General features: G+C 69.4%; 18 protein-coding genes. 9 read left to right on the plus strand and 9 right to left on the minus strand.

What is annotated here, in order from left to right; translation table 11 throughout:
• The first annotated feature begins 18 nt into the window (after nucleotides 1-18).
• The 4 genes from OXS27_RS09825 (at nucleotide 19) to nudC (ending at nucleotide 2982) form a co-directional block, all read left to right on the plus strand.
• Nucleotides 19-882, plus strand: coding sequence for a universal stress protein (locus tag OXS27_RS09825; RefSeq protein ID WP_243920452.1), 864 nt, complete (start codon nucleotides 19-21; stop codon nucleotides 880-882).
• A gap of 85 nt (nucleotides 883-967) precedes the next feature.
• Nucleotides 968-1573 (plus strand): hypothetical protein, encoded by a 606-nt coding sequence (locus OXS27_RS09830; RefSeq protein ID WP_267355851.1) that lies wholly within the window; start codon nucleotides 968-970, stop codon nucleotides 1571-1573.
• A 78-nt stretch (nucleotides 1574-1651) separates the two neighbouring features.
• Nucleotides 1652-2071, plus strand: a complete 420-nt coding sequence (locus tag OXS27_RS09835; RefSeq protein ID WP_267355853.1) for an HIT domain-containing protein — start codon at nucleotides 1652-1654, stop codon at nucleotides 2069-2071.
• 8 nt (nucleotides 2072-2079) lie between these two features.
• Nucleotides 2080-2982 carry an NAD(+) diphosphatase gene (nudC, locus tag OXS27_RS09840; RefSeq protein ID WP_267355855.1) on the plus strand — a complete coding sequence of 301 codons (903 nt, stop codon included), beginning with the start codon at nucleotides 2080-2082 and terminating at the stop codon, nucleotides 2980-2982.
• An 8-nt stretch (nucleotides 2983-2990) separates the two neighbouring features.
• Here nudC and OXS27_RS09845 read toward each other — a convergent pair whose 3' ends face one another.
• From OXS27_RS09845 to OXS27_RS09885, 9 genes are all read right to left on the minus strand, one after another.
• Complete coding sequence (locus tag OXS27_RS09845) at nucleotides 2991-3401, minus strand: cupin domain-containing protein (protein ID WP_267355857.1); 411 nt, start codon at nucleotides 3399-3401, stop codon at nucleotides 2991-2993.
• Between the two features lie 187 nt (nucleotides 3402-3588).
• Nucleotides 3589-3807 carry a DUF4926 domain-containing protein gene (locus OXS27_RS09850; protein WP_243920461.1) on the minus strand — a complete coding sequence of 73 codons (219 nt, stop codon included), beginning with the start codon at nucleotides 3805-3807 and terminating at the stop codon, nucleotides 3589-3591.
• A gap of 122 nt (nucleotides 3808-3929) precedes the next feature.
• Nucleotides 3930-5393 (minus strand): siroheme synthase CysG, encoded by a 1464-nt coding sequence (gene cysG, locus OXS27_RS09855; protein WP_267355997.1) that lies wholly within the window; start codon nucleotides 5391-5393, stop codon nucleotides 3930-3932.
• 206 nt (nucleotides 5394-5599) lie between these two features.
• Nucleotides 5600-8296, minus strand: a complete 2697-nt coding sequence (locus OXS27_RS09860) for a nitrate reductase (protein ID WP_267355860.1) — start codon at nucleotides 8294-8296, stop codon at nucleotides 5600-5602.
• 176 nt (nucleotides 8297-8472) lie between these two features.
• A complete protein-coding gene (locus OXS27_RS09865; protein ID WP_267355862.1) occupies nucleotides 8473-10077 on the minus strand; it encodes a sulfite reductase subunit alpha in 1605 nt (534 codons plus the stop codon).
• Nucleotides 10074-11891: a NirA family protein gene (locus OXS27_RS09870; protein WP_267355864.1), complete on the minus strand. Its 1818-nt coding sequence runs from the start codon at nucleotides 11889-11891 to the stop codon at nucleotides 10074-10076. Before OXS27_RS09870 ends, OXS27_RS09865 begins: the two co-directional genes overlap by 4 nt.
• Nucleotides 11892-11902: 11 nt before the next feature.
• Nucleotides 11903-13171, minus strand: coding sequence for an FAD-dependent oxidoreductase (locus tag OXS27_RS09875; protein ID WP_243920466.1), 1269 nt, complete (start codon nucleotides 13169-13171; stop codon nucleotides 11903-11905).
• A 779-nt stretch (nucleotides 13172-13950) separates the two neighbouring features.
• Nucleotides 13951-14940 (minus strand): CmpA/NrtA family ABC transporter substrate-binding protein, encoded by a 990-nt coding sequence (locus OXS27_RS09880; protein ID WP_267355866.1) that lies wholly within the window; start codon nucleotides 14938-14940, stop codon nucleotides 13951-13953.
• Nucleotides 14937-15524 (minus strand): ANTAR domain-containing protein, encoded by a 588-nt coding sequence (locus OXS27_RS09885; RefSeq protein WP_243920468.1) that lies wholly within the window; start codon nucleotides 15522-15524, stop codon nucleotides 14937-14939. Before OXS27_RS09885 ends, OXS27_RS09880 begins: the two co-directional genes overlap by 4 nt.
• 270 nt (nucleotides 15525-15794) lie before the next feature.
• Between OXS27_RS09885 and OXS27_RS09890 the strand changes: the two genes are divergently transcribed.
• The 5 genes from OXS27_RS09890 to gnd all read left to right on the plus strand — a co-directional run bounded on the left by OXS27_RS09890 (nucleotide 15795) and on the right by gnd (nucleotide 24654).
• The gene (locus tag OXS27_RS09890) at nucleotides 15795-16400 is read left to right on the plus strand and encodes a hypothetical protein (protein ID WP_267355868.1); all 606 of its coding nucleotides are present in this window, start codon (nucleotides 15795-15797) and stop codon (nucleotides 16398-16400) included.
• A gap of 72 nt (nucleotides 16401-16472) precedes the next feature.
• The gene (locus OXS27_RS09895) at nucleotides 16473-18416 is read left to right on the plus strand and encodes a glycoside hydrolase family 15 protein (RefSeq protein WP_267355869.1); all 1944 of its coding nucleotides are present in this window, start codon (nucleotides 16473-16475) and stop codon (nucleotides 18414-18416) included.
• Nucleotides 18413-20488, plus strand: a complete 2076-nt coding sequence (gene tkt, locus OXS27_RS09900; protein WP_267355871.1) for a transketolase — start codon at nucleotides 18413-18415, stop codon at nucleotides 20486-20488. Before OXS27_RS09895 ends, tkt begins: the two co-directional genes overlap by 4 nt.
• A gap of 168 nt (nucleotides 20489-20656) precedes the next feature.
• Nucleotides 20657-23503 carry a bifunctional transaldolase/phosoglucose isomerase gene (locus OXS27_RS09905; protein WP_267355873.1) on the plus strand — a complete coding sequence of 949 codons (2847 nt, stop codon included), beginning with the start codon at nucleotides 20657-20659 and terminating at the stop codon, nucleotides 23501-23503.
• Nucleotides 23504-23676: 173 nt separating this feature from the next.
• Nucleotides 23677-24654, plus strand: a complete 978-nt coding sequence (gnd, locus tag OXS27_RS09910; RefSeq protein ID WP_267355875.1) for a phosphogluconate dehydrogenase (NAD(+)-dependent, decarboxylating) — start codon at nucleotides 23677-23679, stop codon at nucleotides 24652-24654.
• Nucleotides 24655-24660: the final 6 nt, after the last annotated feature.

Consider the following 24660-nt stretch of genomic DNA (forward strand, 5'->3'; position numbering starts at 1 on the left):
CCCGAGGAGGACGAAGCCATGAAGACGCTGCTCGTACCCGTCGCGATGCACGACGCCCTACCCTCTGTGTTCGAGACGACGCGGCTTGCCGCGACGCGTTTCGGCAGCCTGATCGAGGGGGTTTCGTTGCGCCCTGCGCTGGCCGAATACGTCCCCGTCGATATGGTTGGCGGCATGACATGGCTGCGGGACGAAGAGGCCGACCGGGCCGAGGCCGAGGAGGCGGGTGGTCGCTTCGTCGCCTTCATGGACGCGGCCGGCATCCCCCGCCACGCCCGCGACGGACTCTGCATACCGGAGCGCGTGCCGGATGCCGGGCCGCGCTACCGCTGGCGGCAGGACGTGCCGACCGGCGACGCATTCCTCGGCCAGTACGCCCGGCTGTTCTCGGCCACGGTGGTCGGCCGCCCGGGCACCACCGACAACGCGCCGCGCATGACCACCTTCGAAACCGCCCTGTTCGAAAGCGGCCGGCCGATCCTGCTCGCGCCCCCAGCTCCACCGGCGAGCCTCGGCGACGCCATCCTGATCGCCTGGAACGGATCCACAGAGACCGCGCGCGCCGTCGCCTTCGCGATGCCGCTCCTGCGCAAGGCCCAGCGGGTGCTGGTGCTGAGCGTCGAGGGCGGCATGGTACCGGGCCCGACCGCCCAGGACCTCGCCCAGGCGCTGGCCTGCGAGGGGGTGGAGGCCGCGCACCGCGCCCTGCCGGCGGGGCGGCGCGCGCCCGGCGAGACCTTCCTGGCCGAAGCCAAGGCCTTCGGCTGCGACCTGCTGATCAAGGGCGCCTACACCCAGAGCCGCCTCCGCCAGATGATTTTTGGTGGCGTCACCAGCCACGTGCTGGCCCATGCCGACATGCCGGTGCTGATGGCGCATTGAGGTGCCGGACTGCGTCCCCCTGCGGGAACCGGGGCAATTGCCCTCGCGTTCGGCTCCCGCCCGCCCAGATCCCGCAAGGACACCCGTGACGAGCCTCGTGAAGCGCAGCCTCCTCGCCGCCCTGATGATGGCAGCGTCCGTCAACGCCGCGCGGGCCGAGCCCATGGTGGCCCGGTTCCGGGGCACGGTGGTGCGGGCCGAGTCCGACCGCATCCAGATCCGGCGGCCGAGCGGCAGCACCCTCACCCTGCGGATGGATCCGAAGACCCGCGTCTACGCGGTGAACGGGTCGGACTTGCGGGCGATCAAGCCGGAGAGCTACGTCAGCGTGATCGGTGCCGCGGGCGCGGACCCGCGTCGCGCCACGGCGGTGACGTTGTACTCGCCCTCCGAACGCGGCTTCGAGGCCGGGACTCAGCCGTGGGATACGGCACCCGGGGCGACGCTGACGGCCGGCAGGGTCGCCGACCTGCAGCGCGGGTCGACCCTGCGGCTGGCCCTCTCCTATGAGGGCGGGCAATCCGCGTTCGAGATCCCGAACGATACGCCAGTGACCCAGTTCTCACCCGGCGAGCGGGCCCTGCTCCAACCCGGCGCGGCCGTGACGATCTTCGCCGGGTCGGACGCGGAGGGTGCCCTCGATGCCGGGACGATCGCGGTCGGCCGGCAGGGTGCCATCCCGGGCCTGTGAAGTTTCAGCAGGGGCCGCGTCACCGTTCCCGCGCTCGAACCGCGCGCGGGATGCAAAGCTGCGCTACATCGGTCTGCAATGACCGATTCCGCCTTCGCCCTCGATCCGCGCTTGGCCGCCGACACCGTCGAGGTCGGTGACCTCGCCCTGTGCCGGGTGCTGCTGATGGATGATGCCCGATTCCCGTGGCTGATCCTGGTGCCCCGCCGTGCCGACCTTACCGAGATCACCGACCTGCCCGAACCGGATGCGGCCACCCTGTGGCAGGAGATCCGCATCGCCACGGGGGTGATGCAGGCCCTGGCCAAGCCCGACAAGGTGAATGTCGCGGCTTTGGGCAACGTCGTGGCGCAGCTCCACGTCCACGTGGTCGGCCGCTTCCGGTCCGACCCGGCCTGGCCCGGCCCGGTCTGGGGGTTCGGGACGCGCACGCCCTATCCGCTTCACGCCCGCGCGCAGCTCATCGAGCGCGCCGGTGCCCTGTTCTCCGCAGCCTGACTTCGCGCATGACCGATCCCCGCGACACCCTCGGCTTCGTCCGGAACCGCCTCGACCGTCATTCGGCCGAGCAGCCCGAAGAGGCGGTGCCCGCCTTCGATGCGCCCGACGCGCGCCTCGTCCTGCTGTGCGGCGACCGGTTCGTGCTGCGCGGGGACACCGCGCTGATCGCGCCCGACATCGCGGCCGACTTCCTCGCGGGCCCGCGGATCTTCCTCGGGCACCGGGACGGGCGGCCGGTCTTCGCGCTGGCCGCGCCCGCCGAAGCCGCGGAGCGCTTCGCGGGGGACGACACCCGCACCCTCGACCTGCGCAGCATCGCCACGGACTCCGCCGTGGAGGCGGAGGAGCTGGGCCTGCTGGCGGTCGCCAAGTCGATGCTCGACTGGCACGCGCGCCACGGCTTCTGCGCCAATTGCGGGACCGCCACGGTTTCGAAGGCCGGCGGCTTCCGGCGGGAATGCCCCTCTTGCGCCGCTCATCACTTCCCCCGGGTCGATCCCGTGGTGATCATGCTGGTGCGCCGGGGCGATGCCTGCCTGCTCGGCCGCGGCCCGCATTTCCGGCCGCACATGTATTCCTGCCTCGCGGGCTTCCTGGAGCCCGGTGAGACGATCGAGGATGCGGTTCGCCGCGAGGTGTTCGAGGAGACGCATATCCGCGTCGGCGCGGTGAGCTATCGGACCTCGCAGCCCTGGCCGTTTCCCTCGTCGCTGATGATGGGCTGCGCCGCAGAGGCCCTGGACGAAGCGATCGTGACCGATCCGGCCGAGCTGGAGGATGCCCGCTGGTTCACCCGCTCCGATGTCGCCGCCATGCTGAACGGCACACATCCGGAAGGCATCCAGGCCCCACCGCCCATGGCGATCGCCCATTACCTGATGCGCGCCTTCGTGGCCGGCGAGACCTGAGAGGCGCCTCAGCCCGGACCGCCCGCACGCCGGCTCGAATCGTCCGCGGGGTTGATGAGGTTCAGCCTGAACGGCCCGGAGCCGCTGACCTGCAGTTCCGCTGGCTCATCGGTGGTCCAGAGGGAATGGGACATATCCTCCAGAAGGTCGACGAAGTCTCCGGTCTTCAGCACCGTCCCGTTGGTCGTGTCGAGGGTGCGGCCGTGCGCCTGAGAGATCGAGGCCGAGAGGATCGTCAGTGTCCCGGGCTTGGAATGGGTCTGCGGTGCGATCACCGTGCCGGCTGGGACCTTCACCCGCAGGACGAACAAGCCGGGCTTCGACAGGTCGCTCGCAACCTGGCTGAGCGGCGTGCCTTTCGGCAGGTTCGGCGGCCCCGGCTCGTAGCTGGCGGAGGCTCCGTCAGGCACCACGGCCATCCCGCCGTGATCGGCCGCCGAAGCCGGGCCGAAGCCGCTGCCAAAGGCTTCGGATCGTCGGGGCGAAAGCCCTGCGTGATAAAGAATTCCGTTTTGGGCCCGCCATCTGGATGCGCCCGGTCGAGTAAGTAGTGAACGATCTTCTCACGGGAAATCAGCACGTTCCTGAAAGGAGCGCGGGAGCCGATCAAAAATTTGGCTCTGCAATCACTTCGAACTGGTTCGGCTGGAGCGTGATCAGAGCCGCATACGGCCGGGTGAACTCCACCTCGTAGGCGGCGCCGCGAGCCCAGGTGCCGACGATCGTCCCTTCGGATCGGGCCGGAAGGACCTGCCCGTTCTCGATCTCCTGGGGGCTGGTGAGTGCGATGCGGCTCAGCTCACGGATCGCGGCACCCTGCCCCAAGCTACGGGCATATTAGGTCGAGTCGAGCGACATTCCGTAAGCCTACCGCGGATCCCTGTGACCGGCAAAGTCGCCGATTCAGATAGGTGCAGTGATCGACTGACACGTCCGCCAGGAAAGCTTCAGCTCGCGACCCGATCGGGAGCCACCTCAGCCGACATCGCGCCCCGCATCTCGGAGAATGCCTCGCCCACCATCAACAGCGCCGGCCCATCGACGCCTGCGGCCTCCACCCGGTCGGCGAGGTCGGCGGCGGTGCCGCGCACGGCCTGCTGGTTCGGGCGGGTGGCGTTGAACACCAACAGCGCCGGCGTCGCGGGGGCAAGCCCCTCCTCGACCGCGCGGGCGAGCAGGGCCCGCAGGGTGCGCTTGGGCATATACACCACCGTGGTGACGCTCGGATCGGCGAGCGCCCCCCAGTTCAGGTCGTCCGGCAGGGCGCCACGGCGGTCGTGCCCGGTCACGAATTGCAGGCGCCGCGCCGCATCGCGATGGGTAAGCGACACACCCAGCGCCGCCGCCGCCCCCTGCGCCGCCGAGACGCCTGGCACCACGGTAACCGGAATGCCGGCTGCCCGGCAGGCCTCGATCTCTTCGCCGGCTCGGCCGAAAACCAGCGGATCGCCGGATTTCAGCCGCACCACCTGTTTGCCCGAGCGGGCGAGCTGCACCATCAGCGCGTTGATATCGTCCTGTCGGCAGGAGGGGCCGTGGCCGGTCTTGCCGACCAGCATGGTGCGGGCCTCGCGGCGGGCGTAGTCCAGGATCTCAGGGGCGACGAGGTCGTCGTATAGGATCACGTCGGCGTTGCGCAACGCCCGCAGCGCCTTGAGGGTCAGGAGCTCCGCGTCACCCGGGCCAGCGCCCACCAGCGTCACCGCTCCGCCTTTCGGCGCGGCCTCCGTTTCGCCGAGGAGCTCGGCGAGGTCCGTGTCAGTCGGCGCCCGGTCGGGTTCCGCGAAAGCGCGGTCGGTGAAGCGCTCCCAGAAGGCGCGGCGCTCCGCGAAGCCGTGGAAGCGTGCCGTCACGCCGTCCCGCCAGTCGCGGGCTGCGCCCATCCAGCGGGCGAATCCGCGGGGCAGCATCGCCTCGATCCGAGCGCGCACGGTCTGGCCGAATACCGGGGCGGCGCCCTCCGTCGAGATGCCCACCACCAGCGGCGAGCGATTGACGATGGCGCCGAACTTCACGTCGCAGAGATGCGGTCGGTCGACCGCATTCACGATCGCGCCGGTACCGCGAGCGGCCGCCACGAAGGCGACGCACTCTGTTTCGTCTTCCATCGCGCCGATGCAGAAGGCCGAGCCCCACAAGTCGTCAGGGGTCCAGGCGCGTTCGTGCAACACTACATGGCCGTCGACGATCTCACCCGGAACCGCGCGCAGCTCCTCGCTGGGCTCTGGGGCGTAGACGTCGACATGGGCGCCAGCGGCGGCGAGCAGCTTGACCTTCCAGGGCGCGCCGCCGGAGGAGCCGGCGAGCACGACCCGCTTGCCGCGCAGGGGCACGAAGACGGGCAGCACCGCCAGCGGCTCCAAACCGGCGGCTTTGGTCTCGCGGGGCGCGCGCAGGGGGGTCTCGGTCACGGGCCTGTCCTGGATCGTCTCGAACCGGCCGGTCTCGTCCACCTCCTCATCCTGAGGTGCGGCGCAGCAGCCTCGAAGGTGGGCTCCAGGGATCGCGCTGCCGGCTGGAGAGCTCCTTCAAGGCGGTCGCTGCGCGCCCACACCTCAGGGTGAGATGGTCTGGTTGGACGGGCCGGTCTGTCCTCCCATCTGAGTGTATCAGATAATCACGCGGCGCGGGCGGTCTGCCCGGCCAGCATCTTGCGGATCTCCGGTATGCAGGAGCCGCAATTCGTTCCGGCCTTGCAGACGGCGCCCACCGCCTCAACCGATCCGGCGCCCGCCGCGATGGTGGCGGCGATCACGTCGGCGCCGACGCCGTGACAGGCGCAGACCACCGGGCCCGCCGAAGCCGTGGCGGCCCGCCCGGAGAGCAGCGCGAGGCGCTCGGGCGTCTCGGGCTCCTCGGCGGCGAACAGGGCCTTGGCGGCCTCCCAGTCGGGACGCGCACCGGCAGGCGCGTAGGCGAGGCTGGCGACGAGGCGCGTGCCGTCATAGACCGCGCAGCGATAGCGGTCGCGGGCGTGGTCGGCGTACTCGGCCAGCTCGCAGCCCCGCAGCGCCTCGCTCTGGATCAGCCCACGCACCATCATGGCGACGGCTCGGGAGCTGTCCTGCGTCGCGAATTGCACGCCCCAGCCGCCGGTGATCGCCGCCCGCGCCCACCACCAGCCCTCCGGTAGCGCTACCTGCGCCCGGGACAGGAGGAAGCCGCGGGCGCGATAGGCGATCGGCGCGATAAGGGCCGGCGTCGCCTTCAGCTCCGGTTGGCCCGAGACCGGATCCGGCATGCCGCGCACCAGGGCGCCGACCCGGGCCTTCGACGCGAAGGCGCCGCCCCAGTGCATCGGCATGAACAGGTTGCCCGGGACCACCGTGTCGGTGACCGTCACTTCCAGTTCGGCCTCGCCGTGCTCGGTGGCGAGCCGCGCGATGCCGCCATCCGTGAGCCCGAAGGCGGCTGCGTCGTCCGGATGCACCTCGACGAACGGGACGGCGCGGTGCGCCGAGAGGCGCTGGCTCTTACCTGTGCGGGTCATCGTGTGCCAGTGGTCGCGCACCCGGCCGGTGTTGAGCACGAAGGGGAATGCCTCCGACACCGCCAACGCGAGGGCCGGCGGCTGCACGGCGACGAAGCGCGCGCGCTGGTCGAACGTGTAGAACCGCCCGTCGCCGAACAGGCGCGCCTTGCCCTGTGGGGCGCCCCTCGGTCCGGATCGCTTCGGGATCGGCCATTGCACCGGCAGGTTCACGTCGTAGGCTGCGTCGCTGAGGTCGGTGAGCGCGCCGAGGTCGAAGTCGCGGGTGCCGTTGTTCTCGTAGGCCGAGAGGCCAGCATGCTCGCGGAAGATCGCGGCCGCGGAGTCGAACCCGAAGGCCCGGCCGTGGCCGAGCCGGCGGCCGACTTCCGCAAGAACCGCCCAGTCGGGCCGGGCCTCGCCGGGGCTCTTGAGGAACCGGCGCTGGCGCGAGATCCGGCGCTCGGAATTGGTGACCGTGCCGTCCTTCTCGCCCCATGCCTGGGCGGGGAGCAGCACGGTGGTCTTGCCGAGACCCTGGGCAGTGTCCGAATCCGCCACCGCCTCGGAGACCACGTACAGGTCGAGGCCGGTGAGCGCCTCCCGGATCACGTCGGCTCGCGGCATCGAAACCAGTGGGTTGGTGCCCATCACCCACAGCGCTTTGATCTTGCCCCGCGCGACCGCCTCGAACAGCGCCACCGCCTTCATGCCCTCGCCGGTGATAATCCGCGGGGCGCCCCAGTAGCGACGCACCCGGTCGACCTCCTCGGGGGCGAAGTGCATGTGGGCGGCCAGCATGTTGGCGAGCCCGCCGACCTCGCGCCCGCCCATGGCGTTGGGCTGGCCGGTGAGCGAGAACGGCCCGGCACCGGGCTGCCCGATCCGGCCGGTGATCAGGTGGCAGTTGATGATGCTGTTGCCCTTGTCGGTCCCCTGCGCCGACTGGTTCACACCCTGCGAGAAGGCCGTGACCACCCGGCGGGTGCCGGCGAACAGGGCATAGAAGGCCGCGATCTCAGCCTCCGGCACGCCAGTGGCGGCAGCCACTGCGGCGACGTCCGGCGCGATCTGGCGGGCGCGATCGAGGGCGGCATCGAGGCCGGCGGTATGGGCCTCCACGAAGGCGCGATCGCGGAATCCGTTGTCGGCGAGGTAGACCAGCAAGCCCGAGAACAGCGCCGTGTCGGTCCCTGGCCGGATGCCGAGGAACAGGTCGGATTCCTGCGCGGTCTGGGTCCGGCGCGGATCGATGACGACGAACTTGGTGCCGCGGCGCTCCTTGGCGTCGGCCATGCGGCGGAACAGGATCGGGTGGCACCACGCGGTGTTGGAGCCGACCAGCACGATCAGGTCGGCCTCATCGAGATCCTCGTAGCAACCCGGCACCGTGTCGGAGCCAAACGCCCGGCGGTGGGCCGCCACGGCGCTCGACATGCACAGCCGCGAATTGGTGTCGACGTGGGGCGTGCCGATGAAGCCCTTCGCGAGCTTGTTGGCGACGTAGTAATCCTCGGTGAGGAGCTGCCCGGAGAGGTAGAAGGCAATCGATTCCGGGCCGTGTTCCTCGGCGACCGCGCTGAGCTTTCCCACGATCGTGTCGAGGGCCGCATCCCACGAGACCTGCGCGCCGTCGACCTGCGGGTGAAGCAGGCGGTTCTCCAGCGACAGGGTCTCGCCAAGCGCCGAGCCCTTCGAGCACAGGCGGCCGTAATTGGCCGGATGCTCGGCATCGCCCGCGATGGCGGCGCCGCCCTGCCCGTCCGGGGTCGCGAGCACGCCGCACCCGACCCCGCAATAGGGGCAAGTGGTCCGCACCGTCGGCGCCGCCGCAGGCTGGGTCATGGCTTCCGTCCTCGAAGGGTCGTCCTAGGCACGAGCAAGCTTCGCGCCGGTGTTCCCAGCCCCCTTGCGGGGAGGGGTCAGGGGTGGGGATGGCGCAGAAGGCACCGCCCGAGCCCCATCCTGCGCCACCCCCACCTCCAGCTCCTCCCCGCAAGGGGGAGGAGAGAGCGGCGTGCTCAATACACGTCCGCCTGATACCGGCCGGCCTTCCTGAGCGCCGCGAGATACGCCACCGCGTCCTCCGGGCTCTTGCCCCCGTGCTGCGCCGCCACGTCGATGATCGCCCGCTCGACATCCTTGGCCATGCGCTTGGCGTCGCCGCAGACATAGAAATGCGCGCCGCCCTCCAGCCACTTCCACAGATCGTCGCCGTTCTCGCGCATCCGATCCTGGACGTAGGTCTTCTCGGTGCCGTCGCGCGACCATGCCAGGGACAGGCGGGTCAGCACCTTGTCGTCCTTCAGCTTGGTCAGCTCGTCCTTGTAGAAGAAGTCGGTGGCCTGCCGCTGGTGGCCGTAGAACAGCCAGTTGCGGCCGGGCGCCTGCGTGGCGGCGCGCTCGCGGAGAAAAGACCGGAACGGCGCGATGCCGGTGCCGGGGCCGCACATGATCACGTCCTTCGACAGATCTTCCGGCAGCCCGAAGCCGTGGGCCTTCTGGAGGTAGATCTTCACCCGGGTCTGCTCAGGCAGGCGCTCGCCGAGATGGGTCGACGCGACGCCGAGCCGCAGCCGCGAGCGGTGATTGTAGCGCACCGCATCCACGGTCAATGAAACGCGGCCGACATCCATCTTGGGCGAGGACGATATCGAGTAGAGCCGCGGCTGCAGCTCATCCAGGGCCTCCAGGAAGACCTCGGCGTCGGGCCGGGCGCCCGGGAACTTGTGCAGGGCGCCGAGCACATCGAGATAGGCGGCGTCGCCGTCCGGATCCTCGCCGGAGGCGAGCGCCTGCGCCTTCTTGCGGGCCGCGCCCGAGGTGAGCAGCGACAGGAGCTGGTAGAGGTTGTCGGGCGCGGCACCCAGCGCGTAGTTGATCAGCAGGTGCTCGCGCAGGGACTTTTGCCCGATCACCCGCTCGGGCCGGGCGCCGAGTTCCGCGATCACCGCGTCCACCAGAGCCGGGGCGTTGGCGGGGAACAGGCCCAGCGAGTCGCCCGCCTCGTACTGGATCGGCGTGCCGTCGAGGCCGATCTCGATGTGCCACGTCTCCTTCTCGCCGCCCGGATCGTTGAGGCGGCGGCGGGACAGGAACAGCGCCTCGACCGGGTTCTCACGGCAGAAGCCGAGCGGGCCGAGATCGGCCGCCGCCTTCGGGGCATCGTCGTCCGCCTTCGGGGCCGAGGGGGCGCCTCCGGCGGCGCCGAACTCCTCGTCCAGCTTCTTGAGCATGCGCAGGGTCTCTTTGCCGCCGGGCTGGCAAAGGTTCAGGCGCGCCTCGTTCTTGAGGAAGATCGCGTTGGCGTAGTCGGCACAGTTGTAGCCACACTGGCCGCAATCCTGCTGGGCCATGGCGGCCATCAGCTTCTGCGGCTCGGGGCGGTCCTGGGCCATCGCCATCCGATCGCCGATCGGCACGGACGGGTCGTGCCAGGGCGCATCGTCGTTGTCGGCCAGCTTCGGTCCCGTCGCGGGGCCTTCGCCGGGCGCGAGCGCCGTCGCACCCGCAACGGCGGGGCCGAGCAACGCCGCGAAATAGCCCGAGAGCCAGGCGCGCTGGTCCTCGTTGAAGGGCGCGGTCTCGGGGATCAGGACGAGGGGGGGCGAGACGTGCTGGGTCATGCGGCGGCCTTCAGGGCGGGCTGGTCCTCGGCGGCGTCGCGGAGCGCCTCCGCGCCGGTGCGGCTGGTGAAGGCCTGGAAGCTCTCCTCCGGGCCCTGGCGGCGGTCGAGATAGGCCCGCAGCAGCGCCTCCACCCGGGAGGGGCAATCCTCGGCCTTGACGGCCTTCCAGATCTCTGTGCCGATCTTCGGGTTCTCGGCGAAGCCGCCGCCGACCACGATGTCGTAGCCCTCGACGGTGTCGCCCTCCTCGGAGACGACGACCTTGGCGCCGATCAGCCCGATATCGCCGATGTAGTGCTGGGCGCAGCTATGGTGGCAGCCGGTGAGGTGGACGTTCACCGGCACGTCGAGATTCGGCATGGCCGTCTCGATGTGGTCGGCGATGATCAGGGCGTGGCCCTTGGTGTCGGAGGCCGCGAACTTGCAGCCGCGGGCGCCCGTGCAGGCCACCAGGCCCGAGCGGATGCCGGCAGCCTTGGTGGTGAGGCCGAGGCCTTCCACGCGGGCCTCGACCTCGGCGACCTTCGCGTCCGGAACACCGGAAAAGATGAAGTTCTGCCAGACCGTCAGGCGGATCTGGCCGTCGCCGCATTCCGACGCGATCTTGGCCAGCACCCGGACCTGATCGCTCGTCATCTTGCCCACCGGCAGGACCACGCCGATCCAGTTGAGGCCCGGCTGCTTCTGGGCGTGGACGCCGACATGGGCGTATCGGTCGGTGGCTTTACGCGGGGCGACATGCTCCGGCGCGACCCGGTCGAACTTGCGGCCGAGCTTGTCCTCGACGGCAGCGAGGTACTTGTCGAAGCCCCAGGCGTCGAGGACGTACTTCATCCGGCTCTTGTTGCGGTTCGTCCGATCACCGTTCTCGATGAAGACGCGGATGATCGCGTCGGCGACCGCGTTGCAATCCTCCGGCTTCAGCACGATGCCGGTGTCGCGGGCGAGGTCCCGGTGGCCCGAGATGCCGCCGAGCACGAGGCGCATGTAGATGCCCGGCGGCACGGAAGCGCCGTCCAGAACTTCCACCGCCTGGAAGCCGATATCGTTGGTCTCCTCCAGGGTCGGCATCACGCCGCTGCCGTCGAAGGCGACGTTGAATTTGCGTGGCAGGCCGTAGAGCGAGCGGTCGTTGAGGATCCAGTTGTGCCAGGACTTCGCCAGCGGGCGCGTGTCCAGCAGCTCCTGGGCGTCGATGCCGGCGGTCGACGATCCGGTGACGTTGCGGATGTTGTCGGCGCCCGAGCCCTGCGCCGTGAGGCCGATATCGGTGAGCCCGTCGAGGAAGGGCTGGGCGTGCTCGGGGCCGATCTCCCGCACCTGCAAATTGGCCCGGGTCGTCACGTGGACGTAGCCGCCACCATGCTGATCGGCGAGGTCGGCGACGCCCGCGAACTGCCAATGGTGCAGGATCCCGTTGGGGATCCGCATCCGGCACATGTACGAAACCTGGTTGGGCGCGACCCAGAACATCCCGTGGTAGCGCCAACGGAAATTGTCCTCGGGCTTCGGCTGCTTGCCGGCTGCGGCCTCCTGGATCAGGCGGTTATGGCCGTCGAACGGGCTCTCGGCGCGCTTCCACTTCTCCTGCTCGCAGAGCTTGCCACCGTCCTTGACGGTCTTGTCCTGCGCCTTGATGTGAATCGCATCCGGCCCGGTCGGTTCGGCGGGCGGGGCCGAGGCCCCTGCCCCGCCGCCCGCGAGGCCGCCGGTCATGCGGACGGCGGCGATGCCGGAGGCGAAGCCTTCGAGATAGCGCTTCTGCTCGGCCTCGAACGCGTCCGCGGCGGTCTGAGTGATGGTCTCGGACATCCCGTGCCTCCTTAAGCGGCCAGCGGCTCGGGCGCGGGGCACCCGAACATCAAGTCGTCCACGTTCTCGATCGGATCGCCCGTGCGGATCAGGCGCTTGCAGGCGGCCTGCTCGGCGATGTCGCCCACGAACACGGCGCCGATCAGCTTGCCCTCCCGCACCAGCAGCTTGCGGTAGAGCCCCGCGCCGGGATCCGAGAGCACGATCGCCTCGGCATCCTCGGGCGTATCCACGATGCCGGCCGAGAAGACCGGCAGGCCGGAAACCTTGAGGCTTGTCGACAGGGCCGTGCCCCGGTACTCGGCCGGTTGGCCGGCGAGGTGTCGGGCCAGCGTCTCGGCGTGCTCGTAAGCGGGCTCGACGAGGCCGTAGACCATGCCGCGATGCTCGGCACACTCGCCCAGCGCAAAGATGCGCGCGTCGGAGGTGGTCATCCGATCATCGACCGTGATGCCGCGGCCCGTCGCGAGTCCGGCGGCCTGCGCCAGCGCCATCGAGGGACGCACGCCCACCGACATCACCACGAGGTCGGCCGGGAGGACGGTGCCGTCGGCCAGGATAAGGCGCTCGACCCGGTTGTCGCCCTCCACCCGGGCGGTATCGGCTTGGAGTATGACACGCACGCCGCGGGACTCCATGGCGCGCTTCACCAGCCCGGCGGCGTGGTGGTCGAGCTGGCGCTCCATCAGCCGGTCCATGACGTGGAGCAGGGTCGTGTCGACCCCGAGCCGCGCGAGGCCGACCGCGGCTTCGAGGCCCAGCAGACCGCCGCCGATGACGATCGCGCGGGCATGCTGCACCGCTGCCCTGCGGATCGCCGCGACATCGGCGAGGTCGCGAAACGTGATGATTCCGGGGAGATCCATGCCGGGCTTCGGCAGGCGGATCGGCAGGGACCCGACCGCAAGGACGAGCTTGTCGAAGGGCAGGACGTGGGTCTCGCCCACGACGACCAGCCCGTTCTCCCGGTCGATCTGCGTGACGGGCGCGCCGGTGATCAGGCGGATGCCGTGGGCCGCGTACCAATCGAGGCCGCGGAATGCGCAGGCCGCCTCGTCGACCTCGCCGCCGAGCAACGAAGACAGGAGGACCCGGTTATAGGCAGCCTGGGGTTCGGCGCCGACGCAGGTTACGTCGAACCGGCCGGGGCAGCCCTCGGTCAGGCGCTCCAGGAAGCGCAGCGAGGCCATTCCGTTGCCGATTACGACCAGTCTCTCGCGCGGCAAGCCGGTTTCGGCGCGCGCGTCGTGGATGCGTGGTTCGCTGGATGATGTCGCCATCGCTCGATCGCGTCTGGAACCTCGATTGCAGGGTCGTTGGCGGACCGCCCACGAAAAAGCCGCTGCCGGTGATCTCCCGGCGGGCTTCGTGCCTCAGGAGGACCGGATCAGCGGCCTCGCTGACGGCGCTGCCCGTCGCCGTTGACGGACGTCTGATGTGAAGCAGCTTTTGTGCCAGCCCGGCGATCGGCTCGGCGCGCCATCGCGGGCGGCTGAAAAGCAGTCTGGCTGCAGGAAGCAATCGGCCTCAGCGCGCAGCGCGCGCTGCACAAAAATCGGGCGTTGGCCGTTAAATGATCAGGTGCGACGCTACCGGCACGGGCTGCAATCGAGCCATGGCTACCGAGCGTGCGCAACCGCGTTGCGGTCGGTCTGAGGTGGGGGATAAAATTTCCCGGATCGCACTGCCGTTGAGCAGGCGCGGGGTTCGAGCACGCCGCCGCCGATCGGGCCGGCGCAGCGGGATCCGCCCGTTAAATCAGAACGGAGAGAACGGCCAGCAGACCGATGGTCGGCATCGCCCCGATCATCAGGGCCCAATACCATCCGCGACTCAGGCCGGCGCGCCGGTTGTCGTTGTTCGCCCGGGGAGGCCTGCCGCCCCGGTAGATATGACGACGAAGCTCATCGCGCATGCGAGGATGCGACGAATAAGAGCCAGTATCGAGTTTGCGGCATCCGGGCATGGCGCAGACACAACGGGCCACGCTGTCCGACGTTCCGCACCGTCCGGGCGCGGCGCCACTTATTGGAGACGAAAGGGGCGGCCTGTCGCCCGGCTAGAGTTCGGCGACCGCCGCACGGTAGAGATCCGGCCTGTAGACGGTCGTGATCGCGTCTTCGAGCGCGGTCTGATCCGCGATCTGCATCTGCTCGAGAAGCCACACCGCATCCGCCGGCCGCGGCTCCTGAATCGCTGCACCGAACGATGGCCCTGCACCGGCGGTGGGCAACTCGGCCGATCCGTCCGCGAACGTGCGGGCGATGATGGTCGCGTCGAGATCGAGGTAGGGCCGACGGGCGAGGCGGTTGATCAACTCCCCGCGGTTCTGGGGATCGGCGCACCACCGCCCGGCCCGCGCCACCGCGCGCACCAGCGGCAGGATCGTGCTGTCGAGCCGCTCGGAGACGGCGAGCACCTTCTCGGGGGCATTCGGAGCGAGAGCACTGCCGAGCACCGCGATGCGCCCGTGGCCCGCGGCGGCCGCCACGTCGTTCCACGGGGCGCCCGCACAGAAACCGTCCACGAGGCCCCGCGCCAGGGTCTCGACGCTGTACTGGGGCGGCACCACCACGGTGCGGAACGCCCCCGGATCGAGGCCGCCGGCCTCGGCGAACAGCCGCAATTGGTAGCTGTGGCACGAGAACGGATGGACGGTGCCCAGCGTCAGGGGCCGGCCCGCCGCGCGTCGCTCCTCCGCCACGCGGGCGAAGGCGCGGGCGATTTCGGCGGGTTCCTCACGCTCTGGGGCCATCGCGTCCCAGAGGCTCTGCGCCAGGGTGATGGCGTTGCCGTTGACGCTGATCTGCATCGGCACGATCAGGTCCGAGGGCGGCCCCGACAGGCCGAGCCGGCTCGCCAGCGCCAGCGGCGCCAGCATATGGGCGCCGTCGAGATGGCCGAGCGCCAAGCGGTCGCGCAGGGTCGCCCAGGACGGCTCGGCGGTGAGGTCGAGTTCGAGGCCCTCCGTTCGGGCGAAGCCGAGTTCGTGCGCCACGATCAGCGGCGCGGCATCGCAGAGCGGGACGTAGCCGAGCTGGAGCCTCATCCGAGCAGGTCCGCGGTGGTGACGATCGCGCGGGCGATGTCGGCGATCTTGCGCTTCTCGTTCATGGCCTTGCGGCGCAGCTGCTTGTACGCCTCGTCCTCCGTGAGACCCTTCATGCTCATCAGGATGCCTTTGGCGCGCTCGATCAACTTGCGGTCGGCGAGTTCGCCCCGCGCCTCGGTGAGCTCCCGCTGAAGCCGGGCGAAGGCGTTGAAGCGCAGGATCGCGATATCAAGGATCGACTTGATCCGCTCCGCCCGCAGACCGTCGACCACGTAGGCGGAGATCCCGGCATCGACGGCGGCCTGCATCATGGTGGTGTCCGAGCGGTCGACGAACATCGCCACCGGCCGCTCAACCTGCCGCGACACCCCCGACATCTGCTCCAGGATATCCCGGCTCGGGCTCTCCAGATGGATCACCACCACATCGGGCTTGAGGGCGGTCACGCGCTCCATCAGGTCGGCGGTGTCGGGGATGACGACCACGCGGCCGACCCCGGCCGCGCGAAGGCCCTCCTCAAGAATCGCCGCGCGGGCGCGGCTCGGGTCGATCACGGCGACGGTAAGGCTTGTTTCGGTCATCGGAGCCCGGTTCGGGGCGGGTTGGCCCGAACCGGGCCCACACGGCCAAGCAAGGTGTATGCCCTCTTCCGGGCCCACGGGAAAAGCGGGATCCGGCGTCATCTCTCGCCAATCTGTACCGAGCTGCAACGCCCGCGAAAAGAAATGGTCTAGCTTCCGCCGCAATGCGGAGGCTCCCTGGGTTTGTCGGAGCGGACGAGGTGATCGGTGATTCGGATGCGCAGGCCAGATCAGCCCGCTCTCACGGAGGCCGGCGCAGCCCGCGTCACGATGCCGTTCCTGCCGACCTTGGCGGTCATCGCCCTTCTGGGTGTGGCGTCGTTCTACTGCCCATCCTCCAATCCAAATCTCGCGGCGCTGGCGGAACGCGCGCTGTCCGATCCGCTGACCACGGCATCCCTTGCGCCGGTCGCGTCTGCGCCTGCCGCGACGTCGTTCGTGCCGGTGCCCACCATCGCCGCGGCCGCGGGCCGCCTCCCCGCGACCCTGGCTTTCGCCGAAGCATTTCCGCTCGACAATTCGGCTTCGCAGCCAGCTCGTTCGCAGCCCCATGTCGCGGCGGTAGTCCGTCCGGCGCCGCGTCTCGCCGCGAACCGGCGCCCTTGCCCGGGACGACGGTGCCCGGAGACGCCCCTACGCGGCACCGATCCATTTGCTGCCGCCCACGCGGAAGCCGCGGATGCGGCCGGACGCGACGTGATCCCGGGGCAAGCTCTACCGTTTGCGGATGCCGTGGCCGATGCGGTGACAGAGTCGGTGACCGATATTCTGGCACCGGCCGCCCGTGTCGTCGGCGACGCCGCCGAGCTCATGCGCACTGGCGCCGCGGTGGTCCGGGGCTCCGTGTCGCTGGCGGTGGCCGACTGCCTGCGCTGACTGCCCGGCGCGGACGCGGCGTCTCCAAGCTCGACTGAACAAACCTCTGGACCTGTCGGACCGCCGTCCTAGGTGCGTTGCGGCAGACGGTCCGGGTTTCCGGCCGCTGGCTGGAGCCGGGGCCGCATGGCTGCACGCATCGAAGATTACGCGCTCGTCGGCGATTGTCGCAGCGCGGCGCTGATCAGCCGACTGGGCAGCGTCGACTGGCTGTGCTGGCCGCGCTTCGATGCGGCTGCCCTGTTCACCAGCCTGCTCGGGACCGAGGCGCACGGTTTCTGGAAGATCTTCCCGGAGGCGGAGCACGTCGAGACCCATTGGGCCTACCGGCCGGGTAGCCTCGTGCTGGAGACGCGGCACATCACCCGGCAGGGTGAGGTTCTGGTCACCGACTTCATGCCGGTCGGCGACGGATCGCATCTCGTGCGGCTCGTGGAGGGTGTCCACGGCCGCGTCGCCATGCGGATGGAGATGGCGGTCCGGTTCGATTACGGCTCGGCGGTGCCCTGGGTGTCTCGCTCGGAACTCGGCGACCTGCGCGCCGTCTCCGGCCCCCACAAGGTCGTATTGCGCACCGACGTCCATGTGAAAGGGTCGGATGCGCAGACCACCCTGGCCGAATTCACCGTCCAGGCCGGCGACAAGCACCGCTTCGTCCTGAGCTACGGCCCGTCCCATGAGGACGACCCGGTGGCGATCGAGCCCCGCAAGGCCCTGGATGCCACGGACCAGCATTGGCGCGAATGGTCGAGCCGTGCCGCCGGTGGGACCGCCTGGGATCGGATTCTGCAGCGCTCGCTTCTGACCCTGAAGGCCCTGATCTACGAGCCGACCGGCGGCATCGTGGCGGCGCCCACCGCCTCCCTGCCGGAGGGGCTCGGCGGCGAGCGCAACTGGGATTACCGGTTCTGCTGGCTGCGCGATTCGACGCTGACGCTGATCGCCCTGATGGATGGCGGCTATATCGACGAGGCGGCCGCCTGGCTCGGCTGGCTCCAGCGGGCCGTCGCTGGGAACCCCGAGCAGGCGCACATCCTGTACGGAATCGGCGGCGAGCGGCTGCTGCCCGAGATCGAACTCGACTGGCTGCCCGGCTACGAGAATTCGAAGCCCGTGCGGATCGGCAACGCTGCAGCCAGCCAGTTTCAGCTCGATGTCTACGGCGAGTTGTTCGACGCGCTCTATCAGGCCCATGCCCGCGGCCTGCCAGTAAGCGAAGACGGGCTGCGCGTCGGCCTCGCGATCCTCGGACACCTGGAGAAGGCTTGGCGTCAGCCCGATGAGGGCATCTGGGAGGTGCGCGGAGGCCCGCGCCACTTCACACACTCGAAGGTGATGGCCTGGGTCGCGTTCGACCGGGCGCTACGCATGCACGAAATGCACGAATCGGGCGCCACCGAGGAGCACGCGAAGCGCTGGCGCACGGTCCGGGACGCCATTCACGCCGAGGTCTGCGAGAAGGGGTTCGATCCCGAACTCAACAGCTTCGTTCAGTCCTACGGCGCGAAGGCGCTGGACGCGAGCCTGCTGCTGATCGCCCATACCGGCTTCCTGCCGCAGGACGATCCCCGGGTGGTCGGCACCGTGGAGGCGATCGGCAAGGGCCTGATGCGGGACGGCTTCATCCTGCGCTACGAGACCGAGGGCCAGACCACCGACGGCCTCTCGGGCAACGAGGGGGCTTTCCTGCCCTGCACGTTCTGGTACGCCGACAACCTGATCGGCCTCGGCCGGAGGGACGAGGCGCGGGCGATCATCGAGCGCCTGATCGGCATCTGCACCGATCTCGGTCTCGTCAGCGAGGAATACGACGTGCAAGCCAAGCGCCTTGTGGGTAACTTCCCCCAGGCCTTCACCCACGTGGCGCTCGTCAACACGCTCCTCAGCTATACGCGCGGCGAAGGGCCGGCGGATCGACAGGGTGGTAAGGGCAACGGAGCTCCCCCCGCCGTCCTGCGGCGGCGCGAAGCCGACAAGCGGCACGCGCAAGGCGAACTGGAAGACGTAAAACCATGAGCGGTGCTGACACTCCCGCCAAGGCGGCCCTCGCTGAGATCGACACGCTCAGCATCAACACGATCCGCACGCTCGCGATCGACGCGGTGCAGAAGGCCAATTCCGGCCATGCCGGAGCGCCGATGGGCCTTGCGCCGGTGGCCTACACCCTGTGGAACCACTACCTGTGCTACGATCCGGCGCATCCGCACTGGCCGAACCGCGACCGGTTCGTGCTGTCCTGCGGCCACGCCTCGATGCTGCTCTATGGGCTGCTGCATCTGGCAGGCGTCGCCGAGAGCGACGGCGGCAATGCCCCGGCGGTCACGCTGGAAGACATCAAGAAATTCCGGCAGCTCGACAGCCGGACGCCGGGCCATCCGGAATACCACTTCACCACCGGCGTCGAGACCACCACGGGACCGCTCGGCCAGGGCGTGGCCAACTCGGTCGGCATGGCGATGGGCAGCCGCTATCTCGGCCAGCACCTGAACCGGCCCGGCCTGCCGCTGTTCGACTACAACGTCTACGCGATCTGCTCGGATGGCGACCTGATGGAGGGCGTGGCCTCCGAGGCCGCCTCGCTCGCCGGCCATCTGCGGCTCGGCAACCTCTGCTGGATCTACGACGACAACACCATCACCATCGAAGGCCACACCGAACTCGCCTTCGGCGAGGAGGTCGCGACCCGGTTCCTGGCCTATGGCTGGCAGGTGCTGCGCGTCGCCGACGCCAACGACGTGCCGACGCTCGCGGGCTCGATCGAGGCGTTCCTGGCCACCAACGATCGGCCGACGCTGATCATCGTCAAGTCGGTGATCGGCTACGGCGCGCCGAACAAGCAGGGCACCCCGAAGGCCCACTCGGACGCGCTCGGCCCAGACGAGGTGAAGGGCGCCAAGCGCGCCTATGGCTGGCCGGAGGATGCCCAGTTCCTCGTGCCCGATGGGGTCGAGGAGAATTTCCGCGATGGCATCGGCACGCGGGGTGCCGCGCTCTACGCTACGTGGCAGGATCTGCTGGGCAAGGCGAAGGAGGCCGATGCCGACCACGCCGAGGACCTGAATGCCCTGCTGGAGGGCCGCCTGCCGGAGGGCTGGGACCGGGACATCCCCGTCTTCGAGCCCGACGCCAAGGGTCTCGCAACGCGCGAATCCTCCGGCAAGGTGCTGAACGCCATCGCCCAGCATGTGCCGTTCCTGCTCGGCGGCTCGGCGGATCTGGCGCCGTCCAACAAGTCGAACCTGACCTTCGACGGCGCCGGCTCGCTCGGCCCGTTCTCGCCGGGCGGCCGCAACCTGCATTTCGGCGTCCGCGAGCACGCCATGGGCTCGATCGTGAACGGGCTCGGCCTCTCGGGGCTCAGGGCCTACGGCGCGACCTTCCTGGTCTTCGCCGATTACATGCGCCCGCCGATCCGGCTCGCCGCACTCATGGAGCTGCCGGTATTCCACATCTTCACCCACGATTCGATTGGCGTGGGCGAGGACGGGCCGACCCACCAGCCGGTGGAGCAGCTCCTGTCGCTGCGTTGCATTCCCGGGCTCATCACCCTGCGCCCGGCCGACGCCAACGAGGTGGCCGAAGCCTACCGGGTGATCTTCTCGTCGAAGAACCAGCCGGTGGTGCTCGCCCTCTCCCGCCAGCCGCTGCCGACGCTCGACCGCACGAAGTTCGGCGCGGCTTCGGGAACCGCGAAGGGGGGCTACGTGCTGGCCGATTGCGAGGGCACGCCCGACGTGATCCTGCTAGGCGCCGGATCCGAGGTGCAGCTCTGCGTCGGTGCCTACGAGGCGCTGACAGCGGACGGCGTGAAGGCCCGGGTGGTGTCGATGCCGTCCTGGGAGCTGTTCGAGCGGCAGGATCAAGCCTATCGCGACTCGGTTCTGCCGCCCGCCGTGAAGGCGCGGGTGGCGGTCGAGCAGGGCAGCGTGATCGGCTGGGACCGCTATGCCGGCTCCGAGGGCGCGATCATCGGCATGCACACGTTCGGGGCGTCTGCGCCGATCAAGGATCTCCAGACCAAGTTCGGCTTTACCCCCGAGAAGGTGCTGGAGGCAGCGAAGACCCAGGTAGCCAAGCACAAGAAGTAGGCCAACGGCTTTCCGCCTCCCCCTTGCGGGGAGGGGTCAGGGGTGGGGGTGGCGCAGGATCGAGCGCTCGGGTGCCTTCTGCACCACCCCCACCTCCCACTCCTTTCCGCAAGGGGAAGGAGAGCGCGTTCCGGGTCCGGGACGCGGCACGCGAGACGAGGAACCGACATGAACGCGCTCAAGGCCCTGCACGACGAACAGGATCAAGCGGTCTGGCTCGATTTCGTGGCCCGGGGCTTCATCGAGAAGGGTGAACTCAAGCAGCTCGTGGAGCGCGACGGCCTGCGCGGCGTCACCTCCAATCCGTCGATCTTCGAGAAGGCGATCGGCCACTCGGACGAGTACGATGCGAGCATCAAGGCCGTGCAGGAGACCGGCGACAGCCGGGTCATCGACCTTTACGAGGGCTTGGCCATCGCCGACATCCAGGCCGCCGCCGACGTGCTGCGCCCGGTCTACGAGGCGAGTGATGGCGCCGACGGCTACGTCAGCCTGGAGGTCTCGCCCTATCTCGCCCTCGACACCGAGGAGACGCTGGTTGAGGCGCGGCGGCTACACAAGGCGGTTTCCCGCGACAATCTGATGGTGAAGGTGCCGGCTACGCCGGAGGGTATCCCGGCGATCCGGCAGCTCACCAGCGAGGGCATCTCGATCAACGTCACCCTGCTGTTCTCGCAGGAGGCCTACGGGGCGGTGGCGCGCGCCTTCATCGACGGTCTCGACGAGCGCGCCAAGGCTGGCCACGACGTCTCACGGATCGCCAGCGTGGCGAGCTTCTTCATCAGCCGCATCGACGTGCTGGTCGACAAGCTGCTGGACGAGAAGATCGCCCAGGCCAACGACGCGGACGAGAAGATCGCCCTGGAGCAGCTCAAGGGCAAGGTGGCGATCGCCAACGCTAAGCTCGCCTACCAGCGCTACCGGTCGATCTTCGCCGAGCCGAAGTGGACTGCGCTGGCTGAGAAGGGCGCCAAGGCGCAGCGGCTTCTCTGGGCGTCCACGGGCGTGAAGAACAAGGCCTATTCCGACGTGCTCTACGTCGAGGAGCTGATCGGCCCGAACACCGTCAACACCATGCCGCCGGCCACCATGGACGCGTTCCGCGACCACGGCGTCGTGCGGGCGACCATCGAGGAGGACGTGCCGGGCGCCGAGGCCGTGATGGCGCGCCTCGCCCGCACCGGCATCGATATCGAAACGATCGCCGAGCAGCTGGTGCGGGAGGGCGTCCAGCTGTTCATCGACGCGGCCGACAACCTGCTCGGCGCCGTGGCGGGCAAGCGCGCGGCGCTGCTCGGTCATCGCCTCGATGGTCAGAGCCTCGCGCTCGACGCGACGCTGGCGAACGAGGCGAAGAAGACCGCCGAAACCTGGCGCGCCAGCGGCGCGATCCGCCGGCTCTGGGCGGGCGATGCCACGGTCTGGTCCGGCCAGGACGAAGCGAGCTGGCTCGGCTGGTTGCACATCGTCGAGGAGGAGCTTGAGAAGGCCGCCGACTACGCCGCGTTCTCAGATTGGGTGAAGGCCCAGGGCTTCACCGATGCGGTGGTGCTGGGCATGGGCGGATCGAGCCTCGGTCCGGAAGTTCTGAGCCTGACCTACGGCCAGCGCGAGGGCTTTCCGAAGCTGCAGATCCTCGATTCGACCCATCCCGATCAGGTGCGTGCCCTGGAGGCGAGCATTGACCTGAAGCGGACGCTGTTCATCGTCGCCTCGAAGTCCGGCTCGACGCTGGAGCCCAACGTGTTTCGCGACTACTTCTTGGGCCGCGCCAAGGACGTGCTCGGCGAAAAGGCCGGCGAACACTTCGTGGCTGTCACGGATCCGGGCTCCGATATGGAGCGCGCCGCCAAGGCGGATGGGTTCAAAAACATCTTCTACGGCATGAAGCAGATCGGCGGGCGCTACTCGGTGCTCTCGGCTTTCGGGCTGGTGCCGGCCGCTGCGATGGGGCTCGACGTGAAGGCGATGCTGGAGACCGCCCGCATCATGGTCCGCTCCTGCGGGCCGGTGGTCCCCCCGGCCGTGAACCCCGGCGTCCTGCTCGGTACCGCCTTGGGTGCGGCGGCGCTCGCAGGGCGGGACAAGGTGACGGTCATCGCGTCGCCCGCGATCGACAGCTTCGGCGCCTGGGCCGAGCAGCTGATCGCGGAATCGACCGGCAAGCAGGGCAAGGGCTTGGTGCCGGTGGACGGGGAGCCCGTCGGTGTTCCGGCGGTCTACGGCCACGACCGGTTCTTCCTCTACCTGCGCCTCGACGGCGGGGCCGAGGTGGCACAGGACGAGGCCCTGCGCGCCCTGGAGCGCGACGGGCACCCGATCGCCCGGATCACCCTCGATTCCATCGAGCAGCTGCCGCAGGAATTCTACCGCTTGGAGATGGCGACTGCGGTGGCGGGTGGTGTGCTCGGCATCAACCCGTTCGATCAGCCGGATGTCGAGGCCAGCAAGGTCGAGACCAAGAAGCTGTTCGCCGAGGCCGAGGCCAGCGGGTCCCTGCCCTCCGAGACGCCGCTGTTCGCGGACGATACGATCGCCCTCTACGCCGATCCGAAGAACGCCGAGGGGCTGAAGCAGGCCGCGGAGGGGCTGGACGCGGCGCTGAAGGCGCAGGTCGCCCGGCTCAAGGACGGGGATTACCTCGCCCTCCTCGCCTACGTGCCGCGCGACGAACGGACGGCCGGAATCCTGCAGGAAGCGCGGATCGCCATCCGGGATGCCCGGAAGGTCGCGACCTGCCTGGAATTCGGGCCGCGGTTCCTGCACTCCACCGGCCAGGCCTACAAGGGCGGGCCGGATACCGGCGTATTCCTGCAGATCACCGCCGATCCGTTGCAGGACCTGCCGATCCCCGGCCGGAAGCTCGGCTTCACCACCGTCGTGGCCGCGCAGGCACGGGGCGATTTTGCGGTGCTGGCCGAGCGCGGCCGACGGGCGCTTCGGGTCCATATCAAGGGCGATCTCGAGACCGGCCTGAAGCGCATCGCGGCGGCGCTCAAGGCCGCGGTGGCGTAGGCACCCTTCTCTCCTCCCCGGCGATCCCGGGCTGGCCCGGGATCGCTCAAGCCTGCGGGGAGGAGCCGGAGGTGGGGGTGGCGCAGAATAGGACGCGCCGCTCGATCCTGAACCACCCCCAATCCCTGACCCCTCCCCGCAAGGGGGGAGGGGAAATCCGGAGGAGAGCAGCGATGCAACTCGGCATGATCGGCCTCGGCCGGATGGGCGGCAACATCGTCCGGCGCCTGCTGCGCGACGGGCACACAGCCGTGGTGTTTGATCAGAACCCGGAGGCCGTCGCGGCTCTGGTCGAGGCTGGCGCCGTCGGCGCGTCGAGCCTGGAGGATCTGGTCGCCAAGCTCGAAGCGCCGCGCGCCGCCTGGGTGATGCTGCCGGCGGGTGCGATCACCGAGCAGGCCGTCGAGACGCTCGCGGGCCTCATGGAATCGGGCGATTGCATCATCGACGGCGGCAACTCCTTCTATGGCGATGATGTCCGCCGCGGCCGCGCGCTGAAGCAGAAGGGCCTGCACTACGTCGATGTCGGCACGTCGGGCGGTGTCTGGGGCCTCGATCGCGGCTACTGCATGATGATCGGCGGCGATAAAGGGACCGTCGACCGCCTCGACCCGATCTTCAAGACGCTTGCCCCCGGCATCGGCGACATCCCGAAGACCCCGAACCGCGAGGGGCGCGATCCGCGCGCCGAGCAGGGCTACATCCATGCCGGGCCGACCGGCGCCGGCCACTTCGTCAAGATGGTTCATAACGGCATCGAGTACGGGCTGATGCAGGCCTATGCCGAGGGGTTCGACATCCTCCGCCATGCCAATTCGGAGGGTCTGCCGGAGGAGCGCCGCTTCGACCTCGACCTGGGCGACATCGCCGAGGTCTGGCGCCGCGGCAGCGTCGTCTCCTCCTGGCTCCTCGACCTGACCGCCCAGGCGCTCGCCGGCGACGAGCAACTCTCCGCCTTCTCCGGCCACGTCGACGATTCCGGCGAGGGTCGCTGGACCATCAACGCCGCCATCGCGGAGGGTGTACCGGCGACCGTGCTGTCCGCCGCCCTGTACCGCCGCTTCCGCTCGCGTGAGCACGAGAGCTACGCCGACAAGCTGCTCTCGGCGATGCGCAAGGGCTTTGGCGGACACCAGGAGCCGAAGAAGTAGGGGCGC

The sequence above is a fragment of the Methylobacterium sp. GC_Met_3 genome (assembly GCF_026540775.1).
GTDB lineage: Bacteria > Pseudomonadota > Alphaproteobacteria > Rhizobiales > Beijerinckiaceae > Methylobacterium.

Excerpts from the sequence above, each read along its gene's own strand:
- OXS27_RS09825 (WP_243920452.1), top strand. The coding sequence starts at position 19 with ATGAAGACGCTGCTCGTACCCGTCGCGATGCACGACGCCCTACCCTCT.
- OXS27_RS09835 (WP_267355853.1), top strand. The coding sequence starts at position 1,652 with ATGACCGATTCCGCCTTCGCCCTCGATCCGCGCTTGGCCGCCGACACC.
- nudC (WP_267355855.1), top strand. The coding sequence starts at position 2,080 with ATGACCGATCCCCGCGACACCCTCGGCTTCGTCCGGAACCGCCTCGAC.
- OXS27_RS09845 (WP_267355857.1), bottom strand. The coding sequence starts at position 3,401 with ATGGCCGTGGTGCCTGACGGAGCCTCCGCCAGCTACGAGCCGGGGCCG.
- OXS27_RS09860 (WP_267355860.1), bottom strand. The coding sequence starts at position 8,296 with ATGACCCAGCCTGCGGCGGCGCCGACGGTGCGGACCACTTGCCCCTAT.
- OXS27_RS09865 (WP_267355862.1), bottom strand. The coding sequence starts at position 10,077 with ATGACCCAGCACGTCTCGCCCCCCCTCGTCCTGATCCCCGAGACCGCG.
- OXS27_RS09870 (WP_267355864.1), bottom strand. The coding sequence starts at position 11,891 with ATGTCCGAGACCATCACTCAGACCGCCGCGGACGCGTTCGAGGCCGAG.
- OXS27_RS09875 (WP_243920466.1), bottom strand. The coding sequence starts at position 13,171 with ATGGCGACATCATCCAGCGAACCACGCATCCACGACGCGCGCGCCGAA.
- OXS27_RS09880 (WP_267355866.1), bottom strand. The coding sequence starts at position 14,940 with ATGAGGCTCCAGCTCGGCTACGTCCCGCTCTGCGATGCCGCGCCGCTG.
- OXS27_RS09885 (WP_243920468.1), bottom strand. The coding sequence starts at position 15,524 with ATGACCGAAACAAGCCTTACCGTCGCCGTGATCGACCCGAGCCGCGCC.
- OXS27_RS09890 (WP_267355868.1), top strand. The coding sequence starts at position 15,795 with ATGCCGTTCCTGCCGACCTTGGCGGTCATCGCCCTTCTGGGTGTGGCG.
- tkt (WP_267355871.1), top strand. The coding sequence starts at position 18,413 with ATGAGCGGTGCTGACACTCCCGCCAAGGCGGCCCTCGCTGAGATCGAC.
- OXS27_RS09905 (WP_267355873.1), top strand. The coding sequence starts at position 20,657 with ATGAACGCGCTCAAGGCCCTGCACGACGAACAGGATCAAGCGGTCTGG.
- gnd (WP_267355875.1), top strand. The coding sequence starts at position 23,677 with ATGCAACTCGGCATGATCGGCCTCGGCCGGATGGGCGGCAACATCGTC.